At 54.1% G+C, this 23,005-nt stretch carries 20 protein-coding genes; 13 read left to right on the top strand and 7 right to left on the bottom strand.

Going from position 1 to position 23,005, the window contains the following annotated elements:
• Positions 1–12: 12 nt before the first annotated feature.
• The gene (gltB, locus tag EYB31_RS14365) at positions 13–4,599 is read right to left on the bottom strand and encodes a glutamate synthase large subunit (protein WP_131014024.1); all 4,587 of its coding nucleotides are present in this window, start codon (positions 4,597–4,599) and stop codon (positions 13–15) included.
• Between the two features lie 481 nt (positions 4,600–5,080).
• Here gltB and EYB31_RS14360 point away from each other — a divergent pair, with 481 nt between their 5' ends.
• From EYB31_RS14360 to EYB31_RS14350, 3 genes are all read left to right on the top strand, one after another.
• A complete protein-coding gene (locus tag EYB31_RS14360) occupies positions 5,081–7,216 on the top strand; it encodes a PAS domain-containing protein (RefSeq protein WP_165452427.1) in 2,136 nt (711 codons plus the stop codon).
• A 153-nt stretch (positions 7,217–7,369) separates the two neighbouring features.
• Positions 7,370–8,365: an HD domain-containing protein gene (locus tag EYB31_RS14355; RefSeq protein ID WP_131014022.1), complete on the top strand. Its 996-nt coding sequence runs from the start codon at positions 7,370–7,372 to the stop codon at positions 8,363–8,365.
• Between the two features lie 31 nt (positions 8,366–8,396).
• Positions 8,397–8,975 carry a thymidine kinase gene (locus tag EYB31_RS14350; protein ID WP_131014021.1) on the top strand — a complete coding sequence of 193 codons (579 nt, stop codon included), beginning with the start codon at positions 8,397–8,399 and terminating at the stop codon, positions 8,973–8,975.
• A gap of 326 nt (positions 8,976–9,301) precedes the next feature.
• Here the strand turns inward: EYB31_RS14350 and EYB31_RS14345 are convergent, their stop codons facing one another.
• Positions 9,302–10,057: an AraC family transcriptional regulator gene (locus tag EYB31_RS14345; protein WP_240762410.1), complete on the bottom strand. Its 756-nt coding sequence runs from the start codon at positions 10,055–10,057 to the stop codon at positions 9,302–9,304.
• Between the two features lie 234 nt (positions 10,058–10,291).
• Here EYB31_RS14345 and EYB31_RS14340 point away from each other — a divergent pair, with 234 nt between their 5' ends.
• Entirely contained in the window at positions 10,292–10,801 is a 510-nt protein-coding gene (locus tag EYB31_RS14340; protein ID WP_206105458.1) for a hypothetical protein, read from the top strand.
• A 589-nt stretch (positions 10,802–11,390) separates the two neighbouring features.
• Here the strand turns inward: EYB31_RS14340 and EYB31_RS14335 are convergent.
• The gene (locus EYB31_RS14335) at positions 11,391–13,355 is read right to left on the bottom strand and encodes an ABC transporter substrate-binding protein (RefSeq protein ID WP_165452426.1); all 1,965 of its coding nucleotides are present in this window, start codon (positions 13,353–13,355) and stop codon (positions 11,391–11,393) included.
• Between the two features lie 213 nt (positions 13,356–13,568).
• Here EYB31_RS14335 and EYB31_RS14330 point away from each other — a divergent pair, with 213 nt between their 5' ends.
• On the top strand, positions 13,569–14,795 hold the full coding sequence (locus tag EYB31_RS14330; RefSeq protein ID WP_165452425.1) for an MFS transporter: 1,227 nt from the start codon (positions 13,569–13,571) through the stop codon (positions 14,793–14,795).
• A gap of 282 nt (positions 14,796–15,077) precedes the next feature.
• Here the strand turns inward: EYB31_RS14330 and EYB31_RS14325 are convergent, their stop codons facing one another.
• From EYB31_RS14325 to EYB31_RS14320, 3 genes are all read right to left on the bottom strand, one after another.
• On the bottom strand, positions 15,078–15,557 hold the full coding sequence (locus tag EYB31_RS14325) for a DUF1572 family protein (protein ID WP_165452424.1): 480 nt from the start codon (positions 15,555–15,557) through the stop codon (positions 15,078–15,080).
• Between the two features lie 44 nt (positions 15,558–15,601).
• Complete coding sequence (locus EYB31_RS41245) at positions 15,602–15,724, bottom strand: hypothetical protein (RefSeq protein WP_276322043.1); 123 nt, start codon at positions 15,722–15,724, stop codon at positions 15,602–15,604.
• Positions 15,725–15,847: 123 nt separating this feature from the next.
• Positions 15,848–16,729, bottom strand: coding sequence for an SDR family oxidoreductase (locus EYB31_RS14320; RefSeq protein ID WP_131014080.1), 882 nt, complete (start codon positions 16,727–16,729; stop codon positions 15,848–15,850).
• 147 nt (positions 16,730–16,876) lie between these two features.
• Here EYB31_RS14320 and EYB31_RS14315 point away from each other — a divergent pair, with 147 nt between their 5' ends.
• Positions 16,877–17,845 carry a helix-turn-helix transcriptional regulator gene (locus EYB31_RS14315; protein ID WP_131014017.1) on the top strand — a complete coding sequence of 323 codons (969 nt, stop codon included), beginning with the start codon at positions 16,877–16,879 and terminating at the stop codon, positions 17,843–17,845.
• A 53-nt stretch (positions 17,846–17,898) separates the two neighbouring features.
• Positions 17,899–18,327 carry a thiol-disulfide oxidoreductase DCC family protein gene (locus EYB31_RS14310; RefSeq protein WP_131014016.1) on the top strand — a complete coding sequence of 143 codons (429 nt, stop codon included), beginning with the start codon at positions 17,899–17,901 and terminating at the stop codon, positions 18,325–18,327.
• Between the two features lie 99 nt (positions 18,328–18,426).
• Here the strand turns inward: EYB31_RS14310 and EYB31_RS14305 are convergent, their stop codons facing one another.
• The gene (locus EYB31_RS14305; protein WP_131014015.1) at positions 18,427–18,768 is read right to left on the bottom strand and encodes a metal-sensitive transcriptional regulator; all 342 of its coding nucleotides are present in this window, start codon (positions 18,766–18,768) and stop codon (positions 18,427–18,429) included.
• 218 nt (positions 18,769–18,986) lie between these two features.
• Here EYB31_RS14305 and EYB31_RS14300 point away from each other — a divergent pair, with 218 nt between their 5' ends.
• The 6 genes from EYB31_RS14300 (at position 18,987) to EYB31_RS14280 (ending at position 22,923) form a co-directional block, all read left to right on the top strand.
• Positions 18,987–19,364: a VOC family protein gene (locus tag EYB31_RS14300; protein WP_131014014.1), complete on the top strand. Its 378-nt coding sequence runs from the start codon at positions 18,987–18,989 to the stop codon at positions 19,362–19,364.
• Between the two features lie 26 nt (positions 19,365–19,390).
• Complete coding sequence (locus tag EYB31_RS40225) at positions 19,391–19,678, top strand: hypothetical protein (RefSeq protein WP_165452423.1); 288 nt, start codon at positions 19,391–19,393, stop codon at positions 19,676–19,678.
• Positions 19,679–19,839: 161 nt separating this feature from the next.
• Complete coding sequence (locus EYB31_RS14290) at positions 19,840–20,283, top strand: GNAT family N-acetyltransferase (protein ID WP_240762408.1); 444 nt, start codon at positions 19,840–19,842, stop codon at positions 20,281–20,283.
• Positions 20,284–20,385: 102 nt separating this feature from the next.
• On the top strand, positions 20,386–20,559 hold the full coding sequence (locus EYB31_RS40220) for a hypothetical protein (protein ID WP_165452422.1): 174 nt from the start codon (positions 20,386–20,388) through the stop codon (positions 20,557–20,559).
• Positions 20,560–20,705: 146 nt separating this feature from the next.
• Entirely contained in the window at positions 20,706–21,401 is a 696-nt protein-coding gene (locus EYB31_RS14285; protein WP_131014012.1) for a polysaccharide deacetylase family protein, read from the top strand.
• A 280-nt stretch (positions 21,402–21,681) separates the two neighbouring features.
• The gene (locus EYB31_RS14280; RefSeq protein WP_338119942.1) at positions 21,682–22,923 is read left to right on the top strand and encodes an MFS transporter; all 1,242 of its coding nucleotides are present in this window, start codon (positions 21,682–21,684) and stop codon (positions 22,921–22,923) included.
• The last annotated feature ends 82 nt before the right edge of the window (positions 22,924–23,005 follow it).

Here is a 23,005-nt window from a genome sequence, read left to right as displayed (position 1 = left end):
TCCGTATGGTTGTTAGTTTCCGCTGACGCGGGAGACATCTCTCATGTTCTCCTCAAAAGCAACCAGCATCGCTTCCTGCTGGCTTAAGCCGGATCTTTTCACACGCTCGATCGCCTCGAACATCCGCTTGTAATCTTTCGGAATGATCTTGACGAATTTCCATAAATAAAGCTCCCAATTGAGCAGGATACGCTGAGCGACGTCACTGCCGGTAAATGTGGCATGATGCTGAATCATGTTGCGAACCTCTTCGGATTCGTAAATCTCCTCCATTTGCTCGAGCAGCACCATTTCTTTATTGCAGCGCTCAGCAAACGTGCCATCCTCATCGAGCACATAAGCGATACCGCCCGACATGCCTGCGGCGAAATTGCGGCCGGTGCCGCCAAGCACGACGACGCGGCCCCCCGTCATATATTCGCATCCATGGTCGCCGACACCTTCAACAACGGCCCGTGCGCCGGAATTGCGGACGGCAAACCGTTCGCCTGCGATCCCCCGGATGTAGACATCGCCGTCCGTGGCACCATAAAGTGCCACGTTACCGATCACAATGTTCTCTTCAGGCACAAAATTGGCGTTTTCCGGCGGGAAGATGGCGATTTTGCCGCCCGACAAACCTTTGCCGACATAATCGTTGGCGTCTCCCTGCAGCGACAGCGTAATCCCCCTGGGAACAAACGCACCGAAGCTCTGGCCGGCCGAACCGTTAAAATGCAGGCGAATCGTGTCATGGGGCAGTCCTTCCAAGCCGTACCGCCGAGTCACTTCACTGCCGAGAATCGTTCCGGTGACACGGTTGACGTTACGAATCGGAAGGATCGCATGAACATGTTCTTTACGTTCGAGAGCAGGACGGCAAATGTCCAGCAGCTCGGTTACATCCAGTGACCGGTTCAATCCGTGATCCTGTTCCATGCTGCAGAAACGCCCGACTTCCTCCGGTACATCCGGCTGATGAAGCAGCGGTGAAAGGTCGACGCCCCTAGCCTTCCAGTGTTCGACGGCTTGTTTGGTTTCCAAAATTTCCGTATGTCCGATCATCTCTTCGACGGTTCTAAATCCAAGCTCGGCCATCAGCTCACGCATGTCCTGTGCGATAAAACGCATAAAGTTGACGACATGCTGCGGGTCTCCGGTAAATTTCTTGCGCAAATCCGGATTTTGCGTTGCTACGCCGACCGGGCAGGTGTCCAGATGGCATACGCGCATCATGATACAGCCAAGCGTTATCAGCGGCGTCGTAGCAAAACCGAATTCCTCCGCTCCCAAAAGTGCGGCAATGACCACATCGCGTCCGCTCATCAGCTTGCCGTCCGTCTCAACAGCAATCCGGCTGCGCAAGTTGTTCAGCACCAACGTCTGATGCGTTTCCGCAAGGCCAAGCTCCCACGGCAATCCGGCATGGCGGATCGACGTCTGCGGTGAAGCCCCGGTTCCTCCATCGTAGCCGGAGATCAGCACGACGTCCGCTTTACCCTTGGCGACCCCGGCGGCGATCGTCCCTACGCCGACCTCGGACACAAGTTTGACGCTGATACGGGCGCGCGGGTTGGCGTTTTTCAAATCGTGGATCAACTCGGCCAAGTCTTCAATCGAATATATGTCATGGTGTGGAGGAGGAGAAATCAAGCCGACGCCCGGGGTTACGCCGCGGCATTCTGCAACCCACGGATATACCTTGGATCCCGGCAGCTGCCCGCCTTCGCCCGGCTTGGCTCCTTGCGCCATTTTGATCTGAATTTCGTCGGAATTCACAAGGTAATTGCTTGTTACGCCAAAACGTCCCGAAGCGACCTGCTTGATCGCACTGCGGCGGGAATCCCCATTCGCATCCGGCGTAAAGCGGTCCGCGCTTTCCCCGCCTTCGCCGGTATTGCTTTTGCCGCCGATCCGGTTCATCGCGATCGCCAGCGTCTCATGCGCCTCCTTGGAAATCGAGCCGTACGACATGGCGCCCGTCTTAAAGCGCTTCACGATCTGTTCGACCGACTCGACTTCATCAAGCGGTACTGCGGGGCGGACCGACTTGAAAGCAAAAAGCGAGCGAAGCGTTCTATACTTCTCGTTCTCGCGCTGAATCAGTTTGGTGAACGTTTTGAACAAGTTGTAGTTATTTGTTTTGACCGCCGTCTGCAGCGCATGGATCGTCTCCGGCTGATAGAGATGGTCCTCGGCATTCTGTCTCCACTGCAGTTCTCCTCCGGGATCAAGCACCCGGTCGCGGCCCTCTTGCTGAGAGAAGCCTCGCCGATGCCGCGCAATCGCCTCTTCAGCGATCGATTCGACGCCAATACCGCCTACCGGCGTATACGTCCATGTGAAATACTTGTCGACAACGGCTTGGTTTAGGCCTACCGCTTCGAATATTTGCGCACCGCGGTAACTTTGGATCGTGGAGATGCCCATCTTGGCCAGCACTTTGACGACGCCTTTCGTAACGGCCTTGATGTAATTGTATACCGCTTTCTCGTGCGTAACGCCCTGCAGCAAGTTCTGGCGGATCATATCGTCGAGCGTTTCCAGCGCAAGATAAGGATTGATGGCTCCGGCGCCGTACCCAAGCAGCAGCGCAAAATGATGAGTTTCGCGGGGTTCGCCGGTTTCCAGCAGCAGCCCGACCCTCGTGCGGGTTCCTTCCCGGATCAAGTGATGGTGCAGCCCGCTGACGGCGAGCAGCGCCGGGATCGGAGCCAGTTCGGCGTTGACGCCGCGGTCGGACAAAATAAGCAGCGTCGCCCCTTCCGCAATCGACTGGTCCGCAGCTTCATAAAGCTCGTTTACCGCCCGCTCCATCGCGGCCGTCCCGCCGTCCGCCTGGAACAAAATCGGCAGCTCGGCGACCTGAAAGCCGTCGCGTTCGATATGGCGCAGCTTCGCCAGCTCTTCATTGGTAAGGAACGGCGATGCCAGACGGATCTGCCGGCAGCTCTCCGGCTCCGGCCGGATCAAGTTGCGTTCCGGTCCTATTGTAGTGCCCTGGGCGGTAATGATTTCTTCAAAGTTCGCATCAATTGGCGGATTCGTCACTTGGGCGAACAACTGTTTAAAGTAGTTGTAGAGCAATTGAGGCCGCTCCGACAATACGGCAAGCGGCGCATCGTACCCCATCGAGCCGATCGGATCTACGCCGATCTTGGCCATCGGCTCAAGGAACTTGCGCAGCTGCTCGAACGTATAGCCAAACGCCTGCTGGCGCTGCTGCAGCGTCTCGTGATCCGATTCCGGCACTTGCGGAGCTTCCGGAAGCTCTTCCAGCGAAATCAGATGCTGATCAAGCCATTCGCGGTAAGGCTTCTCGCTGACGATGCGGCGCTTGGCCTCCTCGTCGGACACGATGCGGCCCTCTACGGTATCGACCAGCAGCATGCGTCCCGGACGCAGCCGTTCCTTGCGGACGATTTTCTCCGGGTCGATGTCGAGCACGCCGACTTCGGAAGCAAGCACGATCAGATCGTCGCTGGTCACGTAATAACGCGCTGGACGAAGTCCGTTGCGGTCAAGCACGGCGCCGATAATGCTGCCGTCCGTAAAGGATATGGCAGCCGGACCGTCCCACGGCTCCATCAACGTGCTGTGATATTCGTAAAACGCTTTCTTTTCCGGGGTCATCGATTCATGTTTGGACCAAGGTTCGGGGATCATCATCATCGCGGCATGAGGCAAGGAGCGGCCGGACAACATCAGAAACTCAAGGCAGTTATCGAACATCTGCGAATCGGAGCCTTCTCCGTCGATAATCGGCATGATTTTCTTAAGGTCGCCGCCGAACAGTTCGGTTTCGCACATCGCCTGACGGGCGTGCATCCAGTTGACGTTGCCCCGCAATGTATTGATTTCGCCATTATGGATGAGATAGCGGTAAGGATGAGCTCTTTCCCAGTTGGGGAATGTATTCGTGGAGAAACGGGAGTGTACAAGCGCTAAAGCGGTCTCAACCGCGGGATCCTTCAATTCGATGTAGTAGCTGCTCACTTGTTCCGGGGTCAGCATGCCTTTATAAACTATGGTGCGGCTTGAAAAACTGGGGAAATAACAGCTAAGATCTTGTACTCGGACGGCATTCTCAATCAGCTTGCGGATGACGTAAAGCTTCCGTTCAAATGAGAGATTGTCGCTCACATCCGCGCTTGCGCCAATAAACACTTGGCGGACAAACGGCTCCACCGATCGGGCCGTAGCGCCAAGAGATACATTGTCTGTCGGAACTGTCCTCCAGCCCAGCAACTGCTGCCCGGTCTCGCGGATGCTCTCTTCGATCAGCGCCTCGCATTTCGTGCGGGCTTCCGCATCCTGCGGCAAAAACGCCATGCCGACGCCGTACCTTCCGGCCTCCGGCAGCTCGATGCCTTCTTTGGCGCATTCCCGCTGCAGAAAGCCATGCGGTATTTGCAGTAAAATACCTGCGCCGTCCCCCGTATTGGTTTCCGAGCCTTGTCCGCCGCGGTGGTCCAAATTGCAGAGTACGGCAAGCGCCTGTTCCAAAATTTCATGCGACTTGACACCTTTGATGTTCGCTACAAACCCGATACCGCAAGCGTCATGCTCAAACTGCGGATCGTACAGGCCTTGTTTGGCGGGCAGTCCGTTTCTCGTCATGGTGTGCAACCTTTCCTTTCTTATTTTTCGTGGCAGAGCATGAACAAATGAAGCGGTTCGCTGTTTTTTCCGTGCGAAAATACAACGAATGCCCGCCATAGCGCCGGGCAAACTACACATGTGACAATCCGGTGAACCTCTAAAACTAGTAGAATATGAATATATTAACATTCGAGATACATTATATCAATTTAAATAAATCAGATTTTTCTAAAATTATGCACTATTCCGTCATCGATTTTTCGTGGCGGTTTAAGCTTGGCCGAAAGGGTCTGCAGCAAATATGAAAATTTATTTACATATTTATAATTTAGCAGTGTACGTTCCATACCATTTCCAGTAAAATAATGGACAGAGAAACAGGATCCGCCGGGGCTGACATGCCGCTCCTGCGGTAGAGCACGGAAGGAACTGAAGCGCGCCCATGTTATCCGGATCCCTTAACAGCCTCTTCGAACCCGCAAAATCCGCGGCCATACCCATGCAGATGATTGCCAACTTATTTGAGCATTCCTGCGTCGGTTTTTTTCTAATTGAACTGAGCGGTAAGTTAGCCGCTGCCAATCCCGCATTTTGCAGCTTAATCGGCAACCCCGAAAGCGAGCTGCTCAAGCTGGATATCCAATCCTTCACACATCAGGACGATCTTCTTTTATGTCTCCATCAAGCCAGCCTCTTATTGGACGGAACCATCCCTTTCTATACGATGAAGATGCGTTACGTTTGCCGCGAGGGAGAGCCCGTTTGGTGCCGTTCCACCTTCACCCTGCTGTGCGAAGAGGAATGTCCCCGTCTGATGATGGTTCAGGTTGAAAACATTGATGAACAAGTGAAACTCGAGCAAGAGCTGCTTGCATCCGTCAAACGCATGAAGAACGTATACGAGAGCATTGCGGAAGCCTTTGTCATGCTGGACAGACAAGCCCGCTATACATATCTGAATAAATACGCCGAGTCGCTGCTGCGCAAAAAACGCGAGGACGTGCTTGGCGAATGCATTTGGGACGTCTTCCCGGCTTTAACGGGCAAGGCATTTCATCAGGAGTTTTACAAATCGTGGAATGAAATGAAAGCGGGCTCGTTCCGGTACTACGATGAGGAACTGCAGCTCCGGCTGGAAGTCCGGCTGTATCCTTCCCGCGAAGGCATGGCCGTTTATTACCGGGACACCGGAAGCGCCGGTATGAAGGACTGGGACGGTGCTGGGTTTGCAGAACTGCTGCGGTCGTTTTTCGATCATTCGGCTGATGCCATCGGTATACTGGATTCGGACAGACGTATGCTCAAAATCAACAAGACATACGAGGACATGTTTGGTTATACCTATGCGGAGCTGCGCGAGAACCCGCTCTTGACCGTTTACGAGACCGCGCATCCGGAGCTGAACCGTCTGTTTGAAGAGGTAAAACGGGGAACTCCCGTTTCCGATTACGAAATGAAGAGCAAGCGGAAGGACGGCAGTTCGCTTGACATATCCATGTCCATTTCTCCCATCTACGACGGCACAGGAGAAGTGATCTCCTTTTCCGTTAAGGCGAGGGATATCAGCGATAAGAAAAAGTCGGAGGAAGCGCTCCGCCAGAGCGAAATCAAGTACCGGCTCATCACGGAAAATACGTCCGATCTGGTTACGCTTGTCGATGCGAACGGCGTCATTGTGTACGCCTCCCCTTCTCACGAAGTGTTGTACGACATTTCCGTATCGTCTTTGAACGGTTTGTCTTTGTTTAACGCAGATGTCGTCCCGGAGTCGATGATTCTTGCCATGAAACCGTGGTTTCGGCACATGCTGGAAAGCGGCCAGCCCTCGCTGGTTGAAATTCCGTTTCTCCGCCGCAACGGACAAATATCAATCATCGAAACTTACGGAAGACCTGTCAGGGACGATCGCGGCGAGATCGTTTTATTCGTTCTGATTACCCGCGACATTACCAAACGTGCACAGACCGAAGCGCTGCGCCGGCAATCCGCCAAGCTGTCGACGGCTAGTCAGCTCGCTGTCGGGATCGCCCATGAAATCCGCAATCCGCTGACCGTTTTGAAGGGCTTTACCCAAATGATGAACACAACCGGCGACTTCAAAAAGCAGTATCTGGAAGTCATGATGCACGAATTCGTGAGGATCGAGCAGATGATCAGCGAGCTTCTCGGGCTTGCTCAACCTCCTGTCGTTCAATACGGCAGAATGGCGCTTGCCGCGGCTCTTGATTTTTCCGCGAACCGCTGTAGTTCCGAGTTTAACTCGCGCGGCGTACAGATTATCACGGCAGTCGCTCCCGACCTGACCGACTTATGGTGTGACGAAAAGCAGCTTAAGAAAGTGTTCGGCCATATTATTCAAAACGCCCTGGAAGCCATGCAGGGCAATGGCGATCTGCAAATCACCGCGACGCGGGACGGCGGTTACGTTCGGATCGTCTTCCGGGATCAAGGACCCGGCATACCTCAAGAGCTGATCCGGAAGGTCGGCGAACCGTTTTATTCGACAAAGGCCGGCGGCTTTGGTCTCGGACTGATGATCAGCCAGAAAATCATCGGCGATCATCACGGATCGCTGCAGATCGAAAGCGAACCCGGACAAGGAACGACCGTTGTACTGCTGCTTCCCGCGCACTAACAACGCCGCTACCTGCAATGGCGGCTAATATTTCAGACGAGGATGAAACCGCCTCCAAGCCGGCGCAAAGTCCTTTTAAATCCATTGCCGCAGGCTTCCGGTTATGATACGATGTACGTCTGTTAAGAATATCCGGAAAGGTATTTCACAAAGATGTTCCTGCATCAGACACTGGCTTTAGGACATGTAACGGAACCTTTATACAAGCTGAGGGTGGAACTGCATCCGCTGGAAGCGGAGCTGCTTGCCTCTCCCTCATTGCGCCGCTTGAAACATCTTCACCATTATGGCGCAAGTGCTTTATGCACTCCCGTCACGCATTCGCGGCTCGAGCATACGATTGGCGTGTGGGCGCTGACTGCCCGTTTTTTCCCGGACGAACCCGAGCTTCGTGTGGCGGCGCTGCTGCATGATATCGGGCATCTGCCGTTTTCTCATGCAGCGGAAAAACCGCTGGGTTTGAACCATCACCGCTTTACGGAAGAACGTATTGCCGGCGGGGATATCTCCCCTATTTTGCGAAAATACGGTTTCGATCCGCAGCGCCTCATTGCGCTCCTGGAGCAAGATACGCCGCTCACAGGCAAGCGGCCCCAGATCGGCTTCGACCATCTGGACAGCTTCTTAAGAGATACCGAAGCTGCCGGAACGTGCAGATTGGCCCCGTCCCTGATTATCGGCCGTCTTACAGCCGGTTCCAATGGAATTGAAACGGATGAGGAAACGGCCGGAGTCATTATGGACGCGGTGCTTGCCGATCATTCGCAGTTTCTGAGCGCTCCGATGATGGCCATGGACGCCCTGCTTTCCAAGGCGGTGCTGCTGCATGCCGAAGCTCATCCCGACTGGACTCGGCAACTGCCCGGGATGACCGATTTCGAGCTGCTTTATGTGCTGCAAACCAGTCAGGTAGAGCAAGTAAGGCAGCTTGCCCATCTATTGATATGGGAACCGCATCGCATCCGCACGTCCAAGGAGCCTTTTGAAGGTTCGATCCGGGTGATGCCTCACAAAGTATACGACAATCAACCGTTTGTTGGCGGCTTGGCTGCGTCGGACATACTACCAGGCGCGGCCGGCGCGCTTGAATCGCTTCGAAAGCTGGTCTCAGCGCATTATATCGGCTGGGATCCCTTGCCATTCGCTTAACTTCACTTACAGAGAGGAATGTCAAAACACCGTGGCTCAACTCTATTTCCGATATGGAACGATGAACAGCGGCAAATCGATCGATGTGCTGAAGGTTGCCCATAACTATGAAGAGCAAGGGAAAAAGGTGCTGCTCTTCACCCCGGTCGTTAACAACCGTGACGGCGTCGGCAAAGTCGCTTCAAGGATCGGTATGCAAAAGGAAGGTATCGTCGTTGATGAACAGATGGACATGGTCCAGCTTGCCGCTGCCGAAAAACCGAACTGCATCCTGGTCGACGAAGCCCAATTCCTATCCAAGCAGCAGGTGTTGCAGCTGGCTGAAATTGTCGATGCGCTGAACATTCCGGTTATTGCTTACGGGCTGCGGGCCGATTTTGTCGGCGATTTGTTCGAAGGCAGCTATCACTTGATGGCGCTCGCGGATAAAATCGAAGAAATCAAGACGGTCTGTTGGTTCTGCGATAAAAAAGCGACGATGAACATGCGCTGCAAGGACGGAATCCCCGTCTTCGAAGGCGAGCAGATTCAGATCGGCGGCAACGAAAGCTACATTCCGGTATGCCGCAAATGTTACTCCGTCAAGCGAAAACAATCCCGCCAGCAATAAACCGGCGGTAACCAAAAAAGAACGAGCGCACGCCATGCGGCCACTGAAAAAGTAGCGTAATGAGCGAAATCATGCTGGAGAAATGCCAGCGTTCGCTTTTGTCCCCGAATTTCACCTGCCAAAAGCAGGTACAATTCAAGATATTCGGGGACAATTGGCGATCGTAAGAATGATTCGTTCATGCAGCGTTCACTTTTTCAGTGGCCTCGCACGCCATGCGGGTCTCGTTCTTTTTGTTTTCGCGGTGGCGGAAATGCACTTCGCAAAGGGGCTTGGGTTGGATTTATGACTATTCCCGATATTTCGGGTTTCTCCGCTGACGGCTCTCAGCGAACCGCCCTTTTTAGGAACCTATCCTTGTATTGGCCGGGAGTAACACCCGTTTTTTTGCGAAAAATGCGGATAAACGCCGTCGTATTCGTGTAGCTTAGTTGTTCGGCGATTTCCGTAACCTTCATTTCCGTATTCTCCAGCCACGACTTGGCTAAATTCATCCGATAGTCGGCCACGTAATCGCTGAAATTGACACCCCATTCTTTTTTAAATACCCGGCTTAAATAAACGGGATGGAAATTCAAGACCGCCGCGCAATAATCCAGCGACACATCCTGACCGTATCGTTCCCGAACGATATTCACCATCTCTTCGGCTATATGGGTCATCTGTGGCTCGACCTGCGGCTTCGTACGCGTAATGATTTCGCCGCCAAGGTTATCCCCGTAATGTTCCTTCAATAAAGCCGATTGTCCGCCGTCTTGCAAAACCTGAGGCTGTTCGCCGCCGCCATATAAGTCCTGGGTCCCCTCTTGAGGATACGCAATCTCCCCGATCCGATTCTTCTTCGCTTCAGTTGGGCCTAGTCCTTGCTTATATTCCGGCAATCGCAGGAACTGCGAATACATGCGGCGGCATTCGTAACATACAGCCAATACCGTCAGTCCCATCGCGGTCACGCCGATCAGCCGCATCACCGGAGGTACATTCGGGAATATGGCCGGGTAAGCGGTCAGTCCGATACCTAGAACAAAAACGGCGCCAAGAATGAATCCGAAACCGATCAGCCGAAAAAAGATTTTAGACACTGTAACGATCCTCCGCTTTCACGCCATCGCCAATTCATGACAAATCCGATATATACGATGGATATTATTTATGTCATTAATTATTTATCTAGCAGAAGTATAACAGATGAAGGCAATTTTAGAAATACAGTCCGCCAAAGGTGCCGTCAGGCTAACTGCCCATGTATTTCCCGAACCAACCCGTGTGCGTATTCATAGAATATGTTATCAGGATCGGACAAAGGTGGGAGGATCATGACTCAGGAGCCGAAGCAAGTAAACAAGCTGAGTCTTATTGCCGCGGGTTATTTGCTGGTATGGTTTATCGGTAGTTTCTGGGGCATCGCCGCTGTCAAAAGCGGTCTTCTGCAGCATGTATTCGGCATTGAGGTGGAGCCGGTCAAGCCTTATTTGTACTATGCGTTTTCCGGGGCTATCGGCGGTACCTTGTATGCGCTCAGGCTGCTTCAGGAGTATTTTGGCAAGGTGGACATACGCTGGCTTGTTTGGTACATTACTAGGCCGATCATTTGCGCAGGCGCCGCGCTAATTATGATTGTGATGTTTCAAAGCGGCGTTATGATGCTGGATGCGGGCGGCTCCATCAGCGCAAAGATCAGCATCGCTTTCCTCGTCGGTTACGGCTTCGGCAAATTCATCGACAAGCTTAAGCTGTTGACCGAAACGTTATTTAACGGGAAACCGGACTCCACCTCTTCAGGGCCCAATCCCGAGAAAGGTTCAAAAAAGGACGGCACCGATTAAGCTCGCGCATGGCGGCCGGGACGCGGGGCTCAGCGGCACATCCGGGAGCGCTCATGGCGGCCGGGACGCGGGGCTCAGCGACACTCCGGGAGCGCGCATGGCGGTCGGGACGCGGGGCACAGCGGCACATCCGGGAGCGCTCATGGCAGCCGGGACGCGGAAGACCCGTTCTGGACAGGAACTCATCCGAATGGACAACGGACTGAGTGATGCTGTCGATTCATTGTTCATTCTCCCCCAACGTTGGAGCAGCCTCCTCTCTAACGGACATCAGCGCTGCAATTCAAACAAAATCTGAGCTTTGCTCAACGTGAACGGACACCACAGCTCTTATTCTGCCTGCTATCGCGTTTTCCCCGACTTTTTTGGGCACATAAAGGCGCCGGTGTCCGTTAAAAAACAAACCTCGATTTTTTGGGCCACATAGCGGCGCGCCTGTCCGTTAGCGTTGGAGCGTGACGTGTGCATGCATAAGGCCAACCAGAGCGACGATGATGCCCAATACAGGCAGCTAGCCAAAGATCAACTTTCATCAAGTTGAATCGAAATCGCTTCATTTGCTGCGTTCACTAACATGCATTTTATGATACTAGTTACTCTGAACCTCTCCCGCATCCTCTAGAACGCGGGAGGCAAACCATAACCGCTTGTAATCAACCCACCCCAGCGAACTGATGGCTGCCCCATTCAGCTCTTGCGGATAATGAATAAATTGCTGCCACCGGTATAGTGGCAGCAGGCTGCATGCCTGAATCAGCTCCGCCTCCCAATGCCGGTACGCATCCATCCGCTCCTGACGGGACGCATTTGTTCCGATCGCGGACAGGCTGGATCGCCGCCGGGCGCGGAGATCGGCAGGGGCATGGCGGCATACCGCGCTGCCGGGATTGTCGAATTGGGCCATCAGAGCCCATTCGGCGTCTTCGTCGACCGGCTGTTCCAGCAGCAGCATGTCCGCTTTGTCCATCGTCTCCGGCAGGTACAACTCCTCGTAGGGGATAAAATGAATATCCAGTCCGATTCCTGCCGCGGCCAGCTCGTTTTTCAGCCATGCCGCATCCCGCTCGTTGCCGGCTCCCTTGTAAGTATACATCCTCAGCGTCAGGGGCTCCTCCATGGCACCCGGCCATGTTTCCGGCCTCCTCCCGGCACTCTGCGGCTTCGCAGGAACAGGCAACCTCACATCGTCGGGAGAAGCGCCTCCCACCGCGGTCATGGCAGGGCCAAAATCCGCGGAGACTAACGGAGCCAGCGCGCTTAGGCAGTCTTTTGCAGCGGAAGCCGGCGCTTTGCCGGACGCATACGACACCAGACTGCCGGCTTCAGCGCCGCGGTTGCCGCCCAGTTCCAACAACAGCCGTCTAAGGTCAAGCGCCCCGGCGATATGCCGGCGAAGCTTCAAGCTCGCCAGCGGACCGCAGTTTGAGGCATTTAATGTCATGTACTTGCACCCGTGGTCGATTTGGCGCTGCTCCCTCCAGCCTCGTTCCTGCCTGGAAGCGTACGGATAATGCTGTAAATTGACGTTATGCTGTTCCAGCTCGGCTTCTGCCGCCATGTTCTCGTACAGTGCGGGCAAGCACCATAACTCGACTCTGTCGAGCTGCGGGCGCCGACTGTAATACTCATTAAACGCTCCCAGTACAAGATGATGCTCATCATGCCGGACAACTCGGAACGGTCCTGTGCCGGAAGGCGGAACATCGCTTCCGGGAACGGCTGCGGATCTGCCGTACAACCGGCCCGGCACGATGGAAGCGGCCGTTGAGGCCAGCCGGCTGAGCAGTCTGCGGTCCTCTGCATCCAGTTCAAGTTCCAGCTCATAATCGTGTATCAGGCTGATGTTTCGGATGTGCGCAAACAAAGCCCGATATGGCGAAGCGCCGCTCTGCAGCCGAAGAATCGTCGCTTCCACATCGGCGGACGTCACCCATCCCCCGCTATGAAACGGCGCGTGTTTATGCAAATAAAATATCCATTTGTCCGCATTTCTCGAATGCTCCCAATGATGTGCCAACGCCGGCACAAACCGCTGCTGCCGCCGGTCGAATTCCACCAATGTATCAAACAGCTGGCGAATCAGGTGCAGTTCGGTTCTGCGTGTGACAAACGCCGGGTCCAGCATGCCGACCGATCTGTACGAAGGCACGCGGAGTGTCTCGATGCGCCGTTCGGATACGTTTTCGACCCGATAGCCAAACGAACCGGCCAGATGCAGCATCACCTTCTCCGTTTCCTCCCGCCCAAGACGGCCGCTCTTGATTAACGCCAACGCTTCCGCCTCCCGGCCCGCATCCAAATACCGGTGCGCCTGCAAAGCCAGCACCTGCTGTGGTGTCATCAAAAATGCGAGCTGCGAGCCGTTGCCTCTCCCCAGCCCCGGCTGCCAGGCAATCCAGCCGGCTTCGCTCATGCCCCGCATCAGCAGCTTGACATTGCGCTGTGTACAACATAACAAGCCAGCCAGTTGATCTGCCGTCACCGGAATGGATATGTGCAGGCGTTCTGGCGCAAGTTTGCCATAAAGCGCCTCATAATGCTCCAGCAGTTTCATAACGCTTCCCCCGCTATGGATATGGATGATAGACATCTCTTATCCGTTTTGCTCCACCTTCACCGCTGCAAGGAAATGTCATTTGGGCGATAAAAGGGGAAATTCATTTGACCCGAGTTTACACTTTTTATTCCCCTTTTTTCAAGTACAATGTGGGATTATATAGCCGAGATGGCAACTACCAAAATATCGAATCTTGGGGAGGTGGCTTCGATGCCGGAATCCGGCCGAATGCCGGTGATCATTATCGCTTGGGTCACTGCGATATGTATTCTAGGGGACTCTATGCTGTATATCGTACTGCCCGTCTACTGGGAGCAGTTCGGTTTGGACGCGTTATGGCAGGTAGGTGTGCTGCTGTCGATCAACCGTTTCGTACGGCTGCCGCTGAATCCGCTCATCGGTCCTTTGTACCGGCGCATCACCAAGCGCAGCGGAGTATTGATCGCTGTTGCGTTAGCCATCGTCACCACCTGGTCGTACGGCTTCCTGCACGGCTTCTGGGTGCTGGCGGCGATGCGCGCCTTATGGGGAGCGGCTTGGTCGCTGCTGCGGCTGGGCGGCTACTTGACCGTGCTGGAATGCGCATCGGAACGTACCCGCGGCGGACTGCTCGGTACGTATAACGGGCTGATCGGGGTCGGCAGTCTGATCGGCATGCTCGCCGGAGGCGTGTTGGCCGACATCGTCGGGGTCCGGACGGTTTGCGCCGTCCTTGGCGTGTTGACGTTGGCCGGGATTCCTTTTGTTCTGCGGTATATTCCCGCCACGGTTTCCGTATCGCACGATTCGAGTCCGGCCCCTGAATCGGAGAAGACTTTCCAATGGCGTCACCGTGAAGCCTTGTTTGTGCTAACCAGCGGCATTGTGATTTCCATCGTTTATTTCGGGATGTACACTTCCACTATGAGCAGGATGGTGGAAGAACATACGGCGGATGCGCTGCTGCCGGGGCTGCTGATCGGGGCTGCGACGCTGACGGGGATCGTTCAAGCGATCCGCTGGAGCTGGTCGCCGTTCCTTTCGCCTTGGATCGGCCGCTTATCCGACCGGATGCCAAGCCGTCTGCCGCTTTTTGTCGGCTCCTTGCTGCTCGGCGGCGTGATTTTCGCCCTTCTGCCGATTCAGCTGCCGGTCTGGCTGTGGCTTGCCGTCCTGCTGGTCGCGCAGCTTAGCAATACGGCCGTATTGACGCTGATGGACGCGGTAGCTTCGGACACGGCATCGCGGACGTCAAAAGTCGCTTTTATGACCGCCTATACCACAGGAACCGATTTGGGCGCGGCCATCGGGCCGTTTATCGGTTATGCCCTCGCCGCACAGCTGGGGCTCGGCAGCATATATTGGCTCAGCGCGGTGCTTCTGCTGGCGGTCGGTGCGGCTTGGGCTGCCGCCTCGCGCAAAGCGGGCAGACGGCCCGCGGTTACCGGCAAGATGTAAGCGCGAACGGAGGCGCAGATCAAAGCCGCGCCTATGAACACCCGCAGGGACAGCGGCTGAGCGAGCCATCCCTGCATAACGACACCCGCGTGGGGTTTGACCGACAGCCGCACAGCGCAGCGCCACAACTCACGCTTGGGATTCGCGTACATTAGAAACGCCTCCAAAACCACTGTGCAAGTGGAGTTGGAGGCGTCTTTTTAGATGCCTATTCATGTCAGAGCCGGGATAGCCTCTTCCTGCGGAATGACCCACCAGTGCACGTGTATGTGCGTAAGAAAATTAGATACTTGTCGTCTGGTACCCTTCGTTAAGACGCATTTTGGCGATGTACAGCACTTGACCCAAATGCTCGGAGAAATGCGAAGCGGCTTGATGAAAGACGAGCAGGTTGCTTCTCTCGTTGCCGCGCACGTTCTGAGTTTGCTGCAGCAGCTCGGGAGTCGCCTCATCCAGTGTCGTGCACAACAGATCAAAAGCTTCGTTAAGCACCTGTTCCAAACGTTCTCTCGTCAAATTCGCCGTCGAATCAAACTCAGCCGCCCGATCGCGGTCGTACGGGCGTTCCAGCATACTAGCTCCAATCCGTTCATGAATGTTACCGGCGATGTGCAAGACCAGGTTGGCCACCGAGTTGCTTTCGGGTGTCGGCCTCCAGTTGAGCGCAGCTTCGTCCAGTTGGCTGCATGCTGCCAGCAGCCGGCGGCGGATTTCACCGAATTTCCCTGTTAAAAAACGTTTGTGGAAGGAAAGATCGTCCATGTTATCCATCATCTCCTTGCGATAGATTCACAGTCATTTTACAACTACCGCAAGATGGGGACAACTTTTCTTTTTGATCCGCTTGTGATCGGCTTATGAGCGGCTGGAACGGCTGCCGCTGCAACGCGAACCGCCCCGCCGCCTGTCGCCGCAGGCACTTTCTGCATGAATCCGATTGACCGGCATCAAAAATCGGAACTGCATCCTAAGCCGGCGTAAACGGGTCCCTTAGTCAAGGACACTCTGAAAAAAAGGACTAGGAGGCCTTTAAGAGATGATTCCTGTACTGATCAGTTCTCTTGTTTCAGCACATGCTCCTTGAAATAGTCGCCCCAGTGCGGGCTTCTTCCGTCCGCATCCTTAAATCCGTATTCACGGGAAAGATCCCAGGAACTGCAAACCGTTCCCACTTTGGCGGCAATGTTCGGATCGGCTGCCAGCGCCGCCACCGCACGGCCTACAAAATACGGCGTTTCCGAAGCGATAAAATGCGGCTCCTTGGCCGCTCCTTCCTGCCAGTTCTCCTCTGTGACGCCGAACAGCTCAAGCATCGATTCAGACCGCAGAAATCCGGGGGTCAAAGCAAGCGCCGTAATTCCATGCTCTTTCAAGTCGGCCGCCATCGCTTCCGCCAGATGAATCGCCGAAACTTTGGCTAAGCTATAATACAGATTGCCGCGGTAGTCATAATTCGTCCCGTCGGTAATTTCGATAATCAGTCCTTGCCCGCGGGCAACCATAAGCGGAGCGGCGTAATAACTCGTGATCATATGGGAATGAACGGCGCGGCGTTGGATCAGCAGGCCGTCGCCAAGCGAATGCTCCCAGAACTTTTGACCCCATACCGTCAGTCCGTCTCCTCCCCACACATCGTTGACGAGCAGGTCGAGACGCCCGCCCTGCTCCAGCTTAATGCGTTCGAACAAGGCTTGCACCTGCTCTTCCGACGTATGGTCCACCTGCACGGGAATGCCAACCCCGCCCCGGCTCGTTATCAGCTCGGCCGTCTCTTCGATCGTCTCGGGCCTCTTCATATCCGATAAATTTCCTCTCACGCTGCGTCCGGTGGCATAAACGGTCGCTCCGGCTTCTCCCAGCGTAACTGCAATGGCCCGTCCCGCCCCTCGCGTCGCTCCGGCGACAACAGCGACTTTGCCGCTTAACGGTTTCATCAAACCGGCACCTCCTTCGATATGGTTCATTATTCCCCAACAGCCTTATCATAAGCGAGCATATAAGACACCTGTTGTCATATTTATTTGGTACAATGAAGAAAAGAAGCGGTTGACACTAACAAACCATGCTGAGGAGGCCACGCCATGCGCGCCGATCGTCTTGTATCGATTGTTCTGCTGCTGCAAGCCCATGGCAAACTAACCGCAAAGCAGCTTGCCGAAAAACTTGAGGTGTCGGAGCGGACGGTACTGCGGGATATGGATGCCTTAAGCGCTTCGGGAATACCGGTATTTGCGGAACGCGGACCCGCCGGCGGATGGCAGCTCACGGAGGGCTTTCGGACCGATCTGACAGGGCTCAAGAAAGAAGAAGCGCAATCGCTGCTGCTGCTCAGCCCCTCTCACCTGCTGAACGATCTCGGTCTGCAGCAAGTATTTGAAGATGCCCGTTTGAAGTTGGGCGCGGCATTGCCGCCAATCTACCATAACGACCTGAACCGGGTACGTGAACGCATTCACGTCGATGGAGCCGGCTGGTTCGCTTCCCGCGATCCGGTTCCCCATCTGCTGACCATTCAGGAGGCGGTGTGGCAGGAACTCAAGCTGCGGATTTTGTATCAAAAACAAGACGGGCCTACAGAGCGTATCATCGAACCTTTAGGTTTGGTCGCCAAAGGCAGCATCTGGTACGTCGTCGCAGGCACAGGGACGGACGAGGAGAAACGATCTTACCGGGTGTCGCGTATTCTTTCCGTGCAGGTGTTGGACGAACGGTTCTCACGGCCGGCCGATTTTGATCTTGCCGAGTACTGGGAGCAATCGACTGCGCAATTTCATGCCAATTTGCCGCGTTTTCCGATTCGCGTGAGGACAACGAAAGCCCATCTCCCCCGGATAAAAGCAAGGCGGTTTGTCCACATCGAGCGTGTGGAGCATATGGACGACAACATGCTGAACGTCGATTTACGCTGCGATACCATCGATGTAGCATGCGAGATGCTGCTTACTTGCGGGCCGGAAGTGGAGGCGCTGGAGCCTCCCGAGCTGCGTCTTGAGCTGGCCAGGCGAAGCGAAACGTTGTGGCGCCTGTATCGTAAGGAAGAAGGACAATAGCTGCCGCGGTGCTTACACAGCACCCATCGGCGTACGCCAAAGGAGGGATCAGGATGGAGTCAAACGATCCGCTTGAATATGAAGCCATTGTACTGTATGACGGGGTATGCGGTTTATGCAACGGGGTTGTGCAGTTCCTGCTGAAACGGGACCGCAAGATGAAATTCCGATTTGCGGCGCTGGAGTCCGAATACGGACAAAAGCTGCTTCAGCGGCTGGAATTGCCTGCCGACCTAAGCAGCTTTGTGCTTGTTGAAAGCGGCCGCGCTTATCTCAAGTCGACCGCCGCGATGAGGCTTTGCCGAAAACTTCCCGGCCTGTGGCCGCTGCTTTCCGTAGGTCATCTCGTACCGAGGCCGATGCGGGATGGCGTCTATGACCTCGTTGCCCGCAACCGGTATCGTTGGTTCGGCAAACATGACGCTTGCCCCCTCCCGCGGCCGGAATGGAGAGAACGGTTTCTGGATCAACAACGGCGCTAGAAGTCCGTGGAACTCTGCAAGGCGGATTCGTTAAACAGGCGAATCTTCAGCGGCATAAATCATTATCCCACTCGGCGGCCGGATTGCCTGACAGCCATCTTATTTCATTAATTTGCCGATCGTCTTGAGCAATTCGTCGATCACTTCGTTATCGCCTTCTCCAAGCCGCTCCACGACACAACTGCGCATATGGCCTTCAAGCAAAATTTTACCGACACTGTTGAGCGCAGACTGAATCGCGGCGATTTGATTTAACACATCGTCGCAGTAGGCGTCTTTTTCGATCATACCCCTAACTCCGCGAATTTGTCCTTCTATGCGGTTCAACCGCGATGCCAAATTATCTTTCACCTTGTCCGAGTGATGGCTCTTGCGGCTGCCGGGGTCGATATGGCATTCGCTTCCCTCCGTATGCTCGCCGGAATGTATGTGTTCGTTCATGATTGTCACTCCTCGCTTCCGCAAACCTGATTAGTTCTATTATGACACCTTACGCGAAAAAGGTACACCCGCCATTTGCTTGCGGCCAAAAAACCTGCAACGGTGACAGCAATCCCTCTTTACAGCCGCTTCGCTGATTGTATATGATAAAAGTAATTATGAAACCACATTTCATCTAACGAAACAAAACCTTATATTGAATTAAGGAGATGGGAACGATGTCCGATTCGTTTCATTTTGTCAAGTTGGATCACGTACAGGTCGCCATGCCTTCCGGTGAAGAACAGGCGGCCCGCGAATTTTACGCCGGCATCTTGCTGATGCAAGAAATAGAGAAACCCGAGAAGCTGCGTCCGCGCGGCGGAGTTTGGTTTGTCTGCGGCGAGCAGCAAATCCACCTGGGCGTAGAGGCACATTTCGTCCCCGCGCAAAAAGCCCACCCCGCTTTCCGGGTGAGCGGATGGCAAGCGCTTCGCAGCAAATTGCTGGCGCTCGGTTATACAGTCAAAGACGATGATGAAATCGAAGGAATCTCCCGTTTTTTCACCAACGATCCATTCGGCAACCGATTGGAGTTCATCGAACACTTGCCTTAATAGCCGCATACCGCGGCTTCTCCGCCATGACAGTCATCTCAGTCGCTGCTCCCTCCGCCGTCATCGCCGCCGCTGTGGGAATCGCCATGGCTGTGACCATGGTCATGATGACCATGATGGCCATCATGTCCGCTATGGTGGCGATGATGACCGTGATCGTGGGAGCGGTGATTGTCATCGGCAAAACTGTTGTAAGGATATGCCCCTGTATCGCTCCCTCTTTCATTATGCTTTCCCCGGCGACGCCCAGGTCGGCCGGCTGCCCGTACAAGCAGGATAATAACGATAATAGCTACGATGATGATAAACGCTGAAATCCCCATGGGTTCGCCTCCATTTGGTTTGTTCGCTTACAAATTGCTTCCTTGTGCGCCGGATATACGGGTAAAACTCAATATTTGACAAAAGGATTTGCCGGGCCAATGGTCGAATATTGTACTCTTGTTTATTTTATTCGGAAATGGGGCGGCTTTTTATGAACATCATTCATGTAAGCACCGAGCAGCAGCTTGAACAGTGCTTGAATATACGTAAAAAAGTGTTTGTACAGGAACAGCAGGTCGACATTGCCATTGAAGTGGATGAGTTTGACCGTTCTCCCGATGCATGTCATCATGTGCTGCTGACCGTCAACGGCGAAGCGGCCGCAACCGGGCGCATGCGGCCCTACGACGGTGAAACCATGAAACTGCAGCGTATCGCCGTGTTGAAAGACCAGCGCGGTACGGGCGCAGGGCGCGAAATCGTGCTTGCGCTGGAAGCCAAGGCGCGCGAACTTGGATACCATCATACCATATTGGACGCCCAGGTGCAGGCGGCGGCTTTTTATGACAAGCTCGGTTACACCGTAACCTCAGCGGAAACGTTTCTTGACGCGGGAATTCCCCATGTCCGGATGAAAAAGAACATCTCGCTTTAGCGCTTTTTAAGAGTGCGGGCGAAATGATAGTTTCACTGGATAATTTCCCTTCAACATGGGAATCCTTTGTTGGATCATGATTTTCGACGAGGAGGAAAACCGATGGATCAGGAAGAAATCCGCGAGCTGGAGCCTAAGTATACGGGCAATCAGCGGCATCTGACGGAAGGCGAGGCGGCTGCGATCAAAAACGATCCGGCCAATCAAGCAGACGAGGACGACGACCCGTTTAACAGAATCATTAATTTGGCGCTGACGGGAATGAATGACGAATAGAAGTTGTACAGCCAAAAGCGATCCCTGCAACCACGTGGCTGGGGTCGCTTTTTCGCGTGCTGTTCCGCTAATATGAGTGTTTTATAATGCGTCTATCATTGTTTTACCTCCGGCGATTTGGGACAATAAGGCCCGAGGTGAAAAATATGAAAAGAACCATTACGATATTAGTCTCATCGATTGCCATTATCGTTTTGTTATTGTTCGGTACATACAAATTAATGAATTCCAGGACATATCAGGTATTGGGCAGCATCACCAGTCAAGCGGATACCGGGCGCAAAGCAGTAGCGCTCACGTTTGACGACGGCCCGACCGGCCATGTGGAACAGCTGCTGCCCCTCCTGGACAAATACCATGCTAAGGCTACGTTTTTCCTGATCGGGAAAGAGCTGGAGAACCATATGGAAGAAGGACGCAGCATTGCCGCGGCCGGACATCAAATCGGCAACCATACGTATTCCCACAACCGGATGGTGTTTAAATCCCCTTCCTACATCCGGCAGGAAATCGAAAAAACAAACGCCCTTATTCGTGAAACCGGCTACCAGGGTGTCATCGACTTCCGGCCCCCTAATGGGAAAAAGCTGTTCGGGCTGCCCTATTACTTAAAAACCCATGACATGCGGACGATTACCTGGAGCTTGGAACCGGACACCTTCTATACATCCGTTTCCGATAAGGTGGATTATGTAAACAAATATGCAGTTCCAGGCTCGATTATTTTGCTGCACCCTATGTATGATCAGACGGGGAATGAGCTTGCGGCTATTGAGGGCATCTTGGACGGTTTAAGCAAACGGGGATTTCATTTGGTCACGATTAATGAACTGCTGGAATGACCCAGCCCCGTATGAGTTCCTACTCCGCGCGGAATGTTCCTTTTTTCATTTACAAAAACTTGCCCTATCGGTGATACCCGCCTTTTCCGTATAATAGAGGCACTTACTTTCGGAGGTGTTCAATATGTTAAAAAACAAAACCGTAATCCCACTTTATACGATTCAAAATGAGGATATTTTCCGGTAGAGAGGATACTTATACAATCAGACTGTACACGATACATGTCGGGACGGGTATGATGTGTCCATCTGCCGGCTATCGAAGGGGCGGACCCGACTGATGATGAATTTAACAGCAACACAGGTTTTTAGAACGATGGGATTTTGGACGGCTCTGGCGAATGCAACGATGTTTACGACTTACGCTGTATACCAAGTTGTTGCATTAGGATTAAATCCGCTTCAATTGCTGCTTGTAGGCATGGTGTTGGAGGTAACGGTACTTATTTTTGAAGGCGTCACCGGGGTGATCGCCGATCTGTACGGCCGTAGGTTGTCGGTTATTATCGGCATGTTTGTGTTGGGGTGCGGCTTTATTCTCGAAGGAAGCGCAATATGGCTCGGCAACCCTCATGTATCGGCATTTATATGGCTGCTGCTCTCACAGGTGGTTTTTGGCATTGGCGCTACGCTGATTAGCGGCGCGGATACGGCGTGGATCGTCGATGAGGTTGGGGAAGAACAAGCGGGCCGCGTTTTTCTGGGCGCGAAGCGGATCGGCTTATGGGGCACATTAATCGGCATTGCGCTCAGTGTGGGCATCTCCTCGCTTGGGCCGAACCTGCCTTATGTGGCGGGGGGCGTTCTGTATTTGGCGCTTGGTCTGTTTCTGTTTGCCGCCATGAAGGAGACTCGATTTATAAGAGCGGAACGCGGAAACGATACATCTCATTGGGCAAACATGAAAACCACATGGCTATCAGGCGCGCAAGTCATTCGGCGGCAGCCGATGCTGATGATGATCTTGGTTGTTACCTTGTTCAGCGGTGCCGCTTCGGAAGGTTATGACCGGCTTTGGCAAGCACATCTGATCGTCGATATCGGGTTCCCGTTGGGTGAGCAGTTCACGGCAGCTATATGGATCGGGATGATCTCCGTGATTTCCACCTTGCTGAGCCTCCCCGTCATGCGGATCGCCGAAAATCGGATCGACATGAGCGATGAGCGAATCGTCTTGCGTGGCATGATCGTGCTTACTGCAGCCAGGATCGCCGCGATTGCGGCTTTGGCATTCGCTCCCGGCTTCGACTGGGCGCTTGTCTCCGTTCTGCTCATCGAGATCGTACGCACGCTGAACGGCCCTTTTTACGATACCTGGCTTAACCTGAATATCGACAGCAAGTCGCGGGCAACCGTGCTTTCCATGATGAGCCAGTCCGATGCGCTCGGACAGACGGCCGGCGGTCCGGTCGTCGGCTGGATCGGCAACCGGCTTTCGCTGCGCGCCTCGCTTGCAGCAGCATCCGTGCTGCTTGTGCCGATCCTTTCGGTCTACAGCCGGGCCGCCCGGCATAAGCGCTAACAGTTATTATGTAAAAGGACCTCGCGGGAATATAACCGCCAGGTCCTTTGTGTATATTTTGGAAAAGTGAACTCAGCCTCAA

Source organism: Paenibacillus thalictri, from assembly GCF_004307995.1.
Taxonomy (GTDB): domain Bacteria; phylum Bacillota; class Bacilli; order Paenibacillales; family NBRC-103111; genus Paenibacillus_AF; species Paenibacillus_AF thalictri.
Note: the sequence above shows the minus strand (reverse complement) of the source record. Positions and strands in the feature narration are given on the sequence as shown.

Coding starts and splice junctions, on each gene's coding strand:
- gltB (WP_131014024.1), bottom strand. CDS start 4,599: ATGACGAGAAACGGACTGCCCGCCAAACAAGGCCTGTACGATCCGCAG.
- EYB31_RS14360 (WP_165452427.1), top strand. CDS start 5,081: ATGCAGATGATTGCCAACTTATTTGAGCATTCCTGCGTCGGTTTTTTT.
- EYB31_RS14355 (WP_131014022.1), top strand. CDS start 7,370: ATGTTCCTGCATCAGACACTGGCTTTAGGACATGTAACGGAACCTTTA.
- EYB31_RS14340 (WP_206105458.1), top strand. CDS start 10,292: ATGACTCAGGAGCCGAAGCAAGTAAACAAGCTGAGTCTTATTGCCGCG.
- EYB31_RS14335 (WP_165452426.1), bottom strand. CDS start 13,355: ATGAAACTGCTGGAGCATTATGAGGCGCTTTATGGCAAACTTGCGCCA.
- EYB31_RS14330 (WP_165452425.1), top strand. CDS start 13,569: ATGCCGGAATCCGGCCGAATGCCGGTGATCATTATCGCTTGGGTCACT.
- EYB31_RS14325 (WP_165452424.1), bottom strand. CDS start 15,557: ATGGACGATCTTTCCTTCCACAAACGTTTTTTAACAGGGAAATTCGGT.
- EYB31_RS41245 (WP_276322043.1), bottom strand. CDS start 15,724: ATGCAGAAAGTGCCTGCGGCGACAGGCGGCGGGGCGGTTCGCGTTGCA.
- EYB31_RS14320 (WP_131014080.1), bottom strand. CDS start 16,729: ATGAAACCGTTAAGCGGCAAAGTCGCTGTTGTCGCCGGAGCGACGCGA.
- EYB31_RS14315 (WP_131014017.1), top strand. CDS start 16,877: ATGCGCGCCGATCGTCTTGTATCGATTGTTCTGCTGCTGCAAGCCCAT.
- EYB31_RS14310 (WP_131014016.1), top strand. CDS start 17,899: ATGGAGTCAAACGATCCGCTTGAATATGAAGCCATTGTACTGTATGAC.
- EYB31_RS14305 (WP_131014015.1), bottom strand. CDS start 18,768: ATGAACGAACACATACATTCCGGCGAGCATACGGAGGGAAGCGAATGC.
- EYB31_RS14300 (WP_131014014.1), top strand. CDS start 18,987: ATGTCCGATTCGTTTCATTTTGTCAAGTTGGATCACGTACAGGTCGCC.
- EYB31_RS40225 (WP_165452423.1), top strand. CDS start 19,391: ATGACAGTCATCTCAGTCGCTGCTCCCTCCGCCGTCATCGCCGCCGCT.
- EYB31_RS14290 (WP_240762408.1), top strand. CDS start 19,840: ATGAACATCATTCATGTAAGCACCGAGCAGCAGCTTGAACAGTGCTTG.
- EYB31_RS40220 (WP_165452422.1), top strand. CDS start 20,386: ATGGATCAGGAAGAAATCCGCGAGCTGGAGCCTAAGTATACGGGCAAT.
- EYB31_RS14285 (WP_131014012.1), top strand. CDS start 20,706: ATGAAAAGAACCATTACGATATTAGTCTCATCGATTGCCATTATCGTT.
- EYB31_RS14280 (WP_338119942.1), top strand. CDS start 21,682: ATGATGAATTTAACAGCAACACAGGTTTTTAGAACGATGGGATTTTGG.